The sequence below is a fragment of the Legionella tunisiensis genome (assembly GCF_000308315.1).
GTDB classification, from domain to species: domain Bacteria; phylum Pseudomonadota; class Gammaproteobacteria; order Legionellales; family Legionellaceae; genus Tatlockia; species Tatlockia tunisiensis.
Genome location: NZ_CALJ01000276.1, coordinates 1 through 10,557 on the forward strand (window position 1 = coordinate 1; position 10,557 = coordinate 10,557).

The following is a 10,557-nucleotide window of genomic DNA, read 5'->3' on the forward strand; positions in this document are numbered from 1 at the left end:
TAATGCCCAACGCCCCATTGATATTTATAATAACAATGAAAATTTTAATATCGGGAGCTGGAACAGCAGGTTTGTCAGTTGCATATTGGCTAAAGCGCTATGGTTATACACCCACGTTGGTAGAATCTGCCCCTGAATTACGTACAGGGGGATACAAAATTGACGTTCGCGGAAAGGCCTTACAGATTCTGCAGCATGCTGGTATTTTTGATGCAGTAGTCGCAGCCAGCACAGATATGCAAGAGGCTCTACTCGTTAATAAGCATGGTCATATCATCCATAAAATGAGTGGAGACACCTTTGGTCATCGAATGGGCGATGATCAAGAAATCATGCGAGGTACGCTAAACCAAATTTTGCAGGACCAAATTCTGGGTGTTGAAATTCTATTTGGTGACTCTATTCAGACAATTACTCAAACAGCTGATAATATCCACGTTAAGTTTGAGAAGCATCCTCCATGCACTTATGATCTTTTAATTGGTGCTGATGGTCTTCATTCAAATGTAAGACGACTCATTTTTGGCAATGAATCCAGTTTTTCACATGAGTTGGGGATCTACTTATGTGTGTTTTCAGTCCCTAATTATCTAAATTTAGACCGTATTGAAATGGAATACACTGAGCTAGGGCGAGTTGCCGGCATCTGGAGTAGCCGTGGGGATAAAAATGCGAAAGCTTATTTTGCTTTTACATCCTCTATTCACATTGAACCGCGAGATACTGCGGCACAAAAGCAGTTGTTGCAAAAAGTATTTGCCGATGTAGGCGGAGAAATTCCCAAGCTGCTCACTATGATGGCTACAACCGATGATTTTTACTTTGATGCTGTTTCTCAAATCCATATGAATGACTGGTCTTCTCAACGAGTTGTATTATTAGGCGATGCCGCTTATTGTGCATCACCTATGTCTGGCCAAGGAACCAGCCTCGCACTTGTGGGTGCCTATGTTCTTGCTGGCGAGTTAGCGTTAGCAAAAGGTGATTATCATAAAGCTTTTAATCAATTTGATAAAAAATGCGTCCCTACGTAACAATCAATCAAGCGCTTGGCATTAAGGCAGCAAAATTATTTCGCTCGCAAGAAAGAAAGAATCCTTTCACCTGGCTAACAGGACAATTAATGCGTCTACTTCCAGGTCGTCTTATTGAATTTTTTATTCACCGAGCAACAAAACGGATCAATCACGCTGCTAGTTCAATCACGCTTGAAGATTACCCAACCACCTTGTCGAAGTGATTTGTTCATGCCGTTGGCAAAATAGGCCTATCACTCGAAACACAAAGGATTATCTTAACTAATTCCAGAATTGGTCAGAGAGAGGTACATTAAATACCTCTCAGTCAGTGCCTGGTTTTCAGGCATTAAGAATAGATTTCAATAAATTTTTAAGAATTCGTACACTCCCTAAAATTAATTATCAACGCCGTCATCTGGCAGTACTCGTGTATTCTTACCATAAACAACCAGAACATGTTGTTTAACTTTTAGGTTTAAATCTTCCGCCTGAGCTACAGAAACAATCGCGCCACTATTTAATTTAATGACATAAACATAGCCACGACCCCCATCGATATATTCACTGCCGGGTGCTTTCTCCGATTTTTTATTTGCAGTATCTCTGCTATGAAACTTAACAGCTCGTTTTGAAATGATTACGCCAGAGGCAACTTTCTTTAATCGTCCAACCTCACTGACATCATAATCACCAGGCGCCAGATCCTTAGAACAGCTGCTCAGCAATAAACAGGCTACTAAACCAAACAATCCAATGATTTTATTCATCCTCTTTCCCCTAAGCTATAAATTTTGATAATGAGTATTCGCTGTATACAAACGCGCTCTATTCTACAAATTAGAAACAGTGATTACTAGCAATGACTGCGTTGAAAGACAACAGAAAGTCAGGCAGTTAGTGCCAGAAAAAAATGCTTGCAACTAAAATAAAATCAATCGATTAAAAAATCGCAAATATGATGATAAACAGTATATAATCCTGCCAAGTATAGAATTGATTTGCATTCATGACGGAGAATGATTCATGCATCGCAAATATCTGCTTATCATTGATAATGCACCAAAAGATGAGCGTCTCATAGAGTATTTTGCTAAATTTGATTATCGGGTTGAACAACAAACAGATCTCTCACAACTTAGTGAGGAGATTGAATCACCTGCGGCATTACTAATCAATTGGGCACTTATTCAAGCAGATCCCACTCAGATAGATAATTTGTATCATCGCTTTCAGGTACCTCTAATTATTATTAGCGAACAAGTGAATGAAAATATTTGTGTGCGCATGCTAGAAGCTGGTGCCGATGATTTTTTGATCAAACCCATCCACCCTCGCGAACTTCATGCACGTATTTCTGCTATTAGTCGACGAGTACAACGCTCTGCACAAGAAACAGAATCTGAAAAAAATGTTTTCCTGTTCGCCAATTGGCGACTTTACCCCGCCTCACGACAACTCTTCGATAATAGAAATCAAGAGTTACCACTTAGTGTAGGCGAATATGAATTGTTGCTGGCTTTTGTACGGCAACCACAACGTGTTTTAGGTCGTGAGTTTTTACTTCAACTCACAAAAAATAGCGATTTGACTCCTTTTGATCGGCGAATTGATGTCCAAATTAGCCGTTTAAGGCAAAAAATTGAACCTAATGCCAAAAACCAGCCCTGATTAAAACCATTAGAAACGGCGGCTATTTATTTACAGCACGGGTATTGACTGTCAAAGAAAATGAAGAAATAAAATAACTGCAACTCTATTTTCTCTTCTTATTCACTTTAAGCATACGTACTGTTTTAATCATATTATCGCTGACCATGAGTATTTCAATTTGAAAATTATCGATCTGTAAACAACAATCCGATGGGGGGATATAGCCCAAATGCTCAATGATTAAACCACTCAATGTACGAGGCCCCAAGGAAGGTAACTGCCAGTTCAATAACCGTTTTAAATGGCGTAAAGTAATACTGGCATCAACGATAACAGAACCATCCTCTTGTTGAGTAATATCCTTACTCAAGGCTGCAATATCGGTTGTAAACTCGCCAACAACTTCCTCAAGAATATCCTCCATCGTCACCAGGCCTTGCAATTCACCGTATTCATCCACCACAAAACAACTGCGTTTTTTCATTTTCTGGAAATTTAAAATCTGTACATTAAGAGGCGTAGCTTCTGGAATAAAATAAGGCGCATCAGCAATTTTTAATAAATTTTCCATATCAAGACGCTCTTCTAAAGCCAAATTCAGTACACTACGTACATGAACCATCCCTACCAGATTATCAATCGTATCGCGGTAAAGAGGAAGCCGGGTATGCTGTGCCGTTTCTAATTGCTCAAGTAAATCATGCCAAGATTGTTCTAAATCAAGACCAATAATATCTGCTGTTGGAATCATGATATCTTCAACAGTTGCTTGCTCTAAATCAAGCAAACTAATCAACATACTTTTATGTTCAACAGGTAAAAGTCCTCCAGCCTCATGGACTACTGAACGTAATTCCTCTCCGGATAAAGCTTCTTTTTGTACCTTATCGAGGGAGACACCAAATAAACGCAAAATGGCATTGCTTATCCATGTAATAGTTTGGATTAAAGGAGCGAGAATAATTTGCAAAATTTGCAAAGGAAAAGACGAAATAAAAGCAACCTGTTGTGGGTGCAAAGCTGCCAGGGTCTTAGGCGTCATTTCAGAAAACACGAGAATTACCAGTGTTAGTAACAGCGTTGCTATCGCTACACCAGCATCACCATATAAACGCTGTCCAACGAGCGTTGCTACCGTTGAGGCTATTATATTCGCCAAAGTATTACCAATTAATACGACACTAAGTAATTTGTCAGGCCGAGCCAGCATCTGATTAACGCGTATAGCCTGCTTATCATTTTTTAACCAAATGTCTCAAACGGTAACGGTTTAAAGACATCATGCCAATTTCCGCACCAGAAAAAAAGCTGATAATAAAACCAACAGCACTAAAGCAATTAGAAGAGTGGGTAAAGAAAAAGAAAAATGCACTACATATCCCCAAGTAATTGCAAAGAAAATTAGTTCATCATATCAAAAAGACAAAATCTATAGCCAATTACCGTAAAGAGGACGAAAAAAGTTAGTAAGAAGACAAATTTATTATCAATCTTCTCTTTCCTATCCAATAAAAGTTTTTGCAACTTAGCCACTGTGCTATAGTTAGAATTTTTGCATTAGGTAATTACCATGTTTGAGAATTTAACCGAACGCTTAACGCAAGCCTTTAAAATGATCAGCGGTCAAAGCCGCTTAACTGAAGAAAACATACAGCCTGCTCTGCGTGAAGTGCGTATGTCGTTGCTTGAAGCAGATGTAGCCTTGCCTGTAATTAAAGAGTTTATTGAGCAGATTAAACAAAAGGCACTCGGCCAGGACGTGGTTGGCAGCTTAAAGCCCGATCAAGCCCTGGTTAAAATTGTTCATGATGAATTAGTGCATGTTTTAGGAGATACTCGCGCCGAGCTCGATTTTAAAACCCAACCACCAGCAGTGTTCCTCATGGCAGGTTTGCAAGGCTCTGGTAAAACAACCAGTTCTGCAAAACTAGCTCGCTACCTAAAAGAAACCGAGAACAAAAAAGTCATGCTAGTGAGTCTGGATGTATACCGACCCGCTGCGATTGAGCAACTTAAAATATTAGCTACCCAACTTGATGTTGCTTTCTTTCCATCAGAAGCACATCAACAGCCTTTAGATATTGCACAAAGAGCTTTAGAAAGCGCCAAAAAACAATATATGGATGTAGTCATTTTTGATACAGCAGGCCGTTTACATGTTGATGCTGAGATGATGGCTGAGATCAAAGCACTCCATAAAGCAGTTAACCCCGTAGAAACTTTGTTCGTAGTCGATAGCATGACTGGCCAAGATGCAGCGAATACAGCCAAAGCCTTCCATGAAGCCTTACCTTTAACCGGGGTGATTCTCACCAAAACAGATGGTGATGCCCGCGGGGGAGCAGCACTTTCGGTTAAACACATTACCGGCCAGCCTATTAAATTTATAGGTAGCGGGGAAAAAATTGATCCTCTAGAACCTTTTCACCCAGATCGCATAGCCTCACGTATTCTAGGTATGGGAGATATTCTTACTCTCATTGAGGAAGTAGAGCGCAAAGCAGATAAACAAGCCAGCGAAAAACTGGCTAAAAAGCTTAAAAAGGGAAAGGGTTTGACTTAGAAGATTTTAAACAGCAGCTACTACAAATGAATAATATGGGTGGTGTTGCTAGCATGATGAGTAAATTGCCGGGCATGAGTCAATTACCCCAACAAGCTATCAGTCAAGTTAATGATAAGGCCATGGCACAAACTGTCGCTATTATTAATTCCATGACACCTAAAGAGCGCCGTATTCCTAAAATTATTGTCGGTTCACGAAAAAAACGCATCGCAGCCGGTTCAGGAACTCAAATTCAGGATGTTAACCGCCTGTTGAAACAATTTGAACAAATGCAAAAGATGATGAAGAAGTTCACCAAGCCAGGTGGCATGAAACAAATAATGCGCGGCATGGGTGGCATGACTGGTTTAAAAGGACTGTTTCCCGATGATATGAAATAATTCATATAATCACTTCCCATGCCGAGTTAATTTTCGTACAATACACGGCATTTTTACGTAATCACTCTTAAAGTAGAGGAAAACAATGGTCGTTATACGTTTATCACGAGCTGGCGCAAAGAAGCGTCCTTTTTACAATATGGTTGTCACAGATAGTCGCAAACGTCGCGATGGTAACTATATTGAGCGAATTGGTTATTTCAATCCTGTTGCACGCGGTCAAGAAGTGCGTTTGCAGGTAGAAATGGATAAATTAGCTCACTGGCAAAGTGTTGGTGCTCAATTATCTGATCGCGTTCGTGCCTTAATCCAAGAACATAACAAGAAGAACGCTGCCGCTGAATAACGTGGATAAGGTTACTGACTGGGTTGTTGTTGGTCGTTTTGGACGCGCTCATGGGATTAAGGGCTTCGTAACTGTTCATTCGTTTACTGAGCCCCGCGATAATATCCTGCGTTATACAGATTGGCATGCTTATATTGGTAAACAATGGCAACCGCTTAACGTATTGCACATAGAAGTTAACGATAAGTCGATTCTTGCCCAGATCGAAGGTTATAGCGAGCGAGAACAGGTAGCTAACCTGACCAATGTTGATATCGCGATTAGTCGTACTCAACTTCCTTCACTTAAGCCAGGTGAGTATTACTGGCATGAACTTGTTGGAATGGATGTTGTTAATCTGCAAGGAATTTCCTTTGGTAAGGTAAAAGAAATTATGCCGACCGGAGCCAATGATGTTTTGGTTGTAGAAGGAACAAAGCGATACTTGATTCCCTACTTACCAGGTCAGTTTATTACGGACATCAATCCTAGCCATCATCTTATTAGAGTTGACTGGGATGCGGATTTTTAGATAATGCTGCATTTAGGTGTGATAACCTTAATGCCTGAGATGTTTGACGGCTTGCATCATGGTGTAGTCGGACGAGCTCTTGAGCAAGGTTTAGCAAAGGTGGATTGTTGGAATCCCAGAGATTGGACGACAAGGCCCTATCGCCAAGTAGATGATAAGCCTTATGGCGGTGGCCCTGGTATGGTCATGATGTATGAGCCCTTACATGCAGCTATTAAGCATGCAAAGACTCAGTTGCCTGCCTCTTGTAAGACCATCTATTTGAGTCCGCAAGGAAAAATAATTCGCCAGATTGATTTGAATCAAGTGGCAGCAGGTAAACAGCCCCTGCTTTTTATAGCAGGACGCTATGAAGGAATTGATGAGCGGATCATTACCCAGGATATTGATGAAGAATGGTCGCTAGGAGACTTTGTTTTAAGTGGTGGTGAATTGGCAGCCATGGTGTTTATCGATGCGATTATACGCCTTCTGCCTGGCAGTCTTGGCCATTTGGGATCGGCAGAGCAAGATTCATTTATGAATGGTTTGCTGGATTGCCCACATTACACAAGACCAGCTACCATTAACGGTTTAGACGTTCCGTCAGTGCTATTAGGTGGTAACCACCAAGATATTGAGCGTTGGCGTAGAAAGCAAATGCTAGGTAAAACCTGGCTGAAACGTCCGGATTTATTAGAGAAAATACAATTAAGTGATGCAGACAAGCAATTGCTTGTCGAGTTTAAACGCGAACACGGTGGTTCCTGATTAAAAGGAATACCAATTTGAGGAGTGACCATGACGAACATTATTGACCAATTAAATGCCGAACAAATGCAAGGCAAAAATATTCCTGATTTCAGCCCAGGCGATACCGTTTTAGTACAAGTAAAGGTAAAAGAAGGTACACGTGAGCGTTTACAGGCCTTCGAAGGTATTGTTATCGCTAAGCGTAACCGTGGCTTAAACTCTGCTTTCACTGTACGAAAAATTTCTCACAGTGTTGGTGTTGAGCGTGTTTTCCAAACTTACAGTCCTGTTGTTGACAGCATTACTGTTAAGCGTCGTGGTGATGTTCGTCGTGCTAAGCTATATTATCTACGTGATTTAGCTGGCCGCGCAGCACGCATCAAAGAAAATTGACTGGCAAAAAAGAAGTTAATTGCTAACTAAAATGCTCATCGTCACCGCATTCAATACACCTGTAGGTTGGCTTGGAGTTGAGTACGATGAGCATTATATTCACCGCGCAAATTTTACCGAATCGCCCCCCCCAAAAACTAGCTAATCAACTGACTAAAACCATTGCGATGGAAATTGATCATTATTTCCAAAATCCCCACTATCGTTTTCAATTGCCATTAAAACCGCAAGGTACTCTCTATCAACAGCGAGTCTGGAATGCTTTATTGGTTATTCCTGTAGGTCGCACGCTTACCTATGGTGAACTGGCAAAGGCATTGCAATCAAGTCCTCGCGCTATTGGACAGGCATGTAAAAGTAATCCTTTGGCATTGTTTATTCCTTGTCATCGTGTGGTTGGCAAAACCAATTGCGGCGGCTATATGGGGCAGACTACTGCTCTGCATTACAAAACCGATCTACTACGCCACGAAGGAATTGTTTACTAACTTGGCATAGTTCAAGCATGTTTCGCTATAAAGAGTTCTGCGTAATATCCGATAATATTAAAATAGAGCAACGGAGTGTTAGTCTATGAAAACAATCAATCTAGCGTCGCTTCTTTTTGTATTGCCATTGAGTACAGCCTTTGCTAACTGTGATTTGACCCGCTTTCGTTGGGATTGTGATATCCCCATACAAGTTAAATCGTCGCGCGCAGCCCATTCACTGGTTTATTGTGGCAACAGTTACGGCTATCTTACCCCCGCCCAATATGAACAACTAGTCCGCTATCATCGTGCCAGTGTGAATATGGTATTGAAAATAAACGGTGAATATGTCGATAGCCCTTGTGTTCCTGATGAGCGCTTCTGATAGATGCATTGCCCATAGCTAACATTGTTTCTAACTATGGAGATCAAGAAATGTAGCGAATTAAATTGACTATCTACCCATGCCAATTTATAACTACACTCCACTGTTTTTTATTACTTGCGTCTATGTCACACACTCAACTGGAAATCGATGGAATTGTTATAAGTATCATAAGAAAACCAATAAAAAACATGCATCTACGTATCTATCCACCTCATGGTGAGGTTAAGGTTAGCGTACCACTAAGATTTTCTATGGCTTTAATTCATCGCCAATTGGAAGCCAAAAGCGCCTGGATCCATGCCCAGCGTGCTCGTTTAACACAAAATGCACCTCAGCCTGATTCTTGTTTTGAAACAGGTGAGCGTCATTATTTTTTGGGTAAGGCATTTACATTGCTCATTCATGAAAATAGCAAACAGGCAAAAATTGCTATGGATGACCACTTCATCCACTGCTTTACGAAAACTGACTCAACAGTAACAACGAGAGAAACCCTATTGAAAAGCTGGTACAGGGAGCAAATGAAAGCAGTTTTACCTGAACTACTCAAAAAATGGGAACTGATAATGGGGGTAAAAGTGAATGGCTGGGGAATCAAACTAATGAAAACCCGCTGGGGTTCCTGCAACGTTCGAGCGCACCGAATCTGGCTTAATCTTAATCTGATAAAAAAACCCTTGGCTTGTCTGGAATATGTGTTAGTTCATGAAATGGTTCATATACTGGAAGCCAGTCACAACAAACGTTTCTATGCTTTAATGACCCAGTTTATGCCGCAGTGGCGCGACTATCAAAAACAATTGGAATCCTTTGAACGCACATAAAAATTAAAGGATATTACCTAATTAGCGCCGGATCGAGTTATTGCTGGGTAACCCATTATATTTTCAGGGAAAGACATTCTACTAATTTCTGAACATGTGGCTCAAAAAACATAGTTTCATGATTTCCAGGTATTTCATATTGCCCAATTTCACCTTCGATATAAGGACGCCAACCATTATTAAAATCATCAATGAGTTTGAAAGAAGGCCATAATTCACTCGCTTTAAATAAGGTCACATTTGCTTTCAAAGAAGAGAATTTATAATTAAGTAATAACGTTTTTCGATATTGTTCTAATTCATATAAAGAATCTTTTGTTTTTTATTGACAGCTAATTGATTATTTTCTGTTTGGCTTAAGAATATTGATGAATTTTCTTGCATCAAATCATCAGGATAATGGGCCCATCCATCAAACAATCCCAGAAATTTAATAGATTTTTTTCATGGACGAGTTGTTTTGCCATTTCAAAGGCAACGGTAGCTCCATATGAGGCACCTCCTAAGCAGTAGCGCTCCCCCGAATACACTTTCTTTATTTCCTGCAAATAAAAGCCAGCCATATCTTCTAAAGATTGAAAGTGAACGGGAACGCCATCTAGATTGGGATCTTGAATACCGTAAACAGTATATTTACCATTTAGATAAGAAGCCAATGGCTTATACCAAAACACTGAGCCACCGACTGGGTGTATTAAAAACAAAGGAGACTCATTTTTTCCTGCCGCCAGTTTAATTAACGGATTTGCTTTAACAGAAAAATTCTGTGCTGAACGTTTACTAGCCAAAATTTCATCAATTTTTGTAGCCAAACTCGCAATGGTTGGAGAATCAAACACTAATTGCAGGGGCAAGTTTAAATCGTAATGTGTTTTTAAATTGGATATCAGCTGCAAAGCCGTTAGTGAATCACCCCCCATGGCAAAAAAATCTTCCTGAGTAGAATGGACAGTTCTATGAAAAATTTGCTCCCAAATGTCTTTAATTTCTTTTTCTTGGGAGGTTAGCGCATGGATTGTGTCTTGTTCATTAAACCGTAAAAGCTGATACCCTTGGCGTTCTAATGAAGCAAAATCTATTTTTTCATTCTCTTTTAAAGGAATTGATTTTATGACACAAAATTCGCGCGGTATCATATAGCCAGGGAGATAATCACTTAAATACTCCCTTAATCCATTGCTAGTTTTTGGTTTTTTATCAGTCACCAAATAAGCGCGCAAATAGGCTTCCTTTGATCTGCCTTGCATCACAACAACCACGGCTTGATAAATACCAGGC

At 40.2% G+C, this 10,557-nt stretch carries 13 protein-coding genes and 2 pseudogenes; 11 read left to right on the plus strand and 4 right to left on the minus strand.

The window, feature by feature from the left end:
• The coding region (locus tag BN58_RS26430) for an FAD-dependent monooxygenase (RefSeq protein ID WP_156812583.1) at window positions 1-1,034 on the plus strand (1,034 nt) is incomplete at its 5' end.
• On the plus strand, window positions 1,019-1,240 hold the full coding sequence (locus BN58_RS26435) for a hypothetical protein (RefSeq protein ID WP_019217728.1): 222 nt from the start codon (window positions 1,019-1,021) through the stop codon (window positions 1,238-1,240). The genes BN58_RS26430 and BN58_RS26435, both read left to right, overlap by 16 nt.
• 174 nt (window positions 1,241-1,414) lie before the next feature.
• Here the strand turns inward: BN58_RS26435 and BN58_RS16265 are convergent, their stop codons facing one another.
• Complete coding sequence (locus BN58_RS16265; protein WP_019217729.1) at window positions 1,415-1,786, minus strand: hypothetical protein; 372 nt, start codon at window positions 1,784-1,786, stop codon at window positions 1,415-1,417.
• A gap of 256 nt (window positions 1,787-2,042) precedes the next feature.
• On the opposite strand from BN58_RS16265, the gene BN58_RS26440 reads away from it, so the two are divergent.
• Complete coding sequence (locus BN58_RS26440) at window positions 2,043-2,687, plus strand: response regulator transcription factor (RefSeq protein WP_019217730.1); 645 nt, start codon at window positions 2,043-2,045, stop codon at window positions 2,685-2,687.
• Between the two features lie 85 nt (window positions 2,688-2,772).
• On the opposite strand, the pseudogene BN58_RS26445 reads toward BN58_RS26440, so the two are convergent.
• Window positions 2,773-4,041, minus strand: a pseudogene (locus BN58_RS26445) (HlyC/CorC family transporter).
• 198 nt (window positions 4,042-4,239) lie between these two features.
• On the opposite strand from BN58_RS26445, the pseudogene ffh reads away from it, so the two are divergent.
• The 8 genes and pseudogenes from ffh (at window position 4,240) to BN58_RS16315 (ending at window position 9,279) form a co-directional block, all read left to right on the plus strand.
• Window positions 4,240-5,615 (plus strand): annotated as a pseudogene (gene ffh, locus BN58_RS26450) (signal recognition particle protein).
• Window positions 5,616-5,700: 85 nt separating this feature from the next.
• A complete protein-coding gene (gene rpsP / locus BN58_RS16285; RefSeq protein ID WP_019217732.1) occupies window positions 5,701-5,961 on the plus strand; it encodes a 30S ribosomal protein S16 in 261 nt (86 codons plus the stop codon).
• A gap of 1 nt (window position 5,962) precedes the next feature.
• Window positions 5,963-6,472 (plus strand): ribosome maturation factor RimM, encoded by a 510-nt coding sequence (rimM, locus tag BN58_RS16290; protein WP_019217733.1) that lies wholly within the window; start codon window positions 5,963-5,965, stop codon window positions 6,470-6,472.
• A complete protein-coding gene (gene trmD / locus BN58_RS16295) occupies window positions 6,473-7,222 on the plus strand; it encodes a tRNA (guanosine(37)-N1)-methyltransferase TrmD (RefSeq protein ID WP_026069540.1) in 750 nt (249 codons plus the stop codon). It abuts the gene before it with no gap.
• Between the two features lie 30 nt (window positions 7,223-7,252).
• The gene (gene rplS / locus BN58_RS16300; protein ID WP_019217735.1) at window positions 7,253-7,597 is read left to right on the plus strand and encodes a 50S ribosomal protein L19; all 345 of its coding nucleotides are present in this window, start codon (window positions 7,253-7,255) and stop codon (window positions 7,595-7,597) included.
• A gap of 86 nt (window positions 7,598-7,683) precedes the next feature.
• Entirely contained in the window at window positions 7,684-8,085 is a 402-nt protein-coding gene (locus BN58_RS26455; protein WP_019217736.1) for a methylated-DNA--[protein]-cysteine S-methyltransferase, read from the plus strand.
• A gap of 85 nt (window positions 8,086-8,170) precedes the next feature.
• Window positions 8,171-8,452 carry a hypothetical protein gene (locus BN58_RS16310; RefSeq protein ID WP_019217737.1) on the plus strand — a complete coding sequence of 94 codons (282 nt, stop codon included), beginning with the start codon at window positions 8,171-8,173 and terminating at the stop codon, window positions 8,450-8,452.
• 125 nt (window positions 8,453-8,577) lie between these two features.
• On the plus strand, window positions 8,578-9,279 hold the full coding sequence (locus BN58_RS16315) for a M48 family metallopeptidase (protein ID WP_026069541.1): 702 nt from the start codon (window positions 8,578-8,580) through the stop codon (window positions 9,277-9,279).
• Window positions 9,280-9,334: 55 nt separating this feature from the next.
• Here the strand turns inward: BN58_RS16315 and BN58_RS16320 are convergent, their stop codons facing one another.
• Together BN58_RS16320 and BN58_RS26460 are read right to left on the minus strand one after the other, a co-directional pair.
• Complete coding sequence (locus BN58_RS16320; protein ID WP_156812584.1) at window positions 9,335-9,529, minus strand: thioesterase domain-containing protein; 195 nt, start codon at window positions 9,527-9,529, stop codon at window positions 9,335-9,337.
• Window positions 9,530-9,662: 133 nt separating this feature from the next.
• A partial coding sequence (locus BN58_RS26460) for a thioesterase domain-containing protein (protein ID WP_040916691.1) occupies window positions 9,663-10,557 on the minus strand: 895 nt, incomplete at its 5' end.

What these genes read in the sequence shown, in the direction of transcription:
- BN58_RS26435 (WP_019217728.1), top strand. Translation starts at nt 1,019, where the DNA reads ATGCGTCCCTACGTAACAATCAATCAAGCGCTTGGCATTAAGGCAGCA.
- BN58_RS16265 (WP_019217729.1), bottom strand. Translation starts at nt 1,786, where the DNA reads ATGAATAAAATCATTGGATTGTTTGGTTTAGTAGCCTGTTTATTGCTG.
- BN58_RS26440 (WP_019217730.1), top strand. Translation starts at nt 2,043, where the DNA reads ATGCATCGCAAATATCTGCTTATCATTGATAATGCACCAAAAGATGAG.
- rpsP (WP_019217732.1), top strand. Translation starts at nt 5,701, where the DNA reads ATGGTCGTTATACGTTTATCACGAGCTGGCGCAAAGAAGCGTCCTTTT.
- rplS (WP_019217735.1), top strand. Translation starts at nt 7,253, where the DNA reads ATGACGAACATTATTGACCAATTAAATGCCGAACAAATGCAAGGCAAA.
- BN58_RS26455 (WP_019217736.1), top strand. Translation starts at nt 7,684, where the DNA reads ATGAGCATTATATTCACCGCGCAAATTTTACCGAATCGCCCCCCCCAA.
- BN58_RS16310 (WP_019217737.1), top strand. Translation starts at nt 8,171, where the DNA reads ATGAAAACAATCAATCTAGCGTCGCTTCTTTTTGTATTGCCATTGAGT.
- BN58_RS16315 (WP_026069541.1), top strand. Translation starts at nt 8,578, where the DNA reads ATGTCACACACTCAACTGGAAATCGATGGAATTGTTATAAGTATCATA.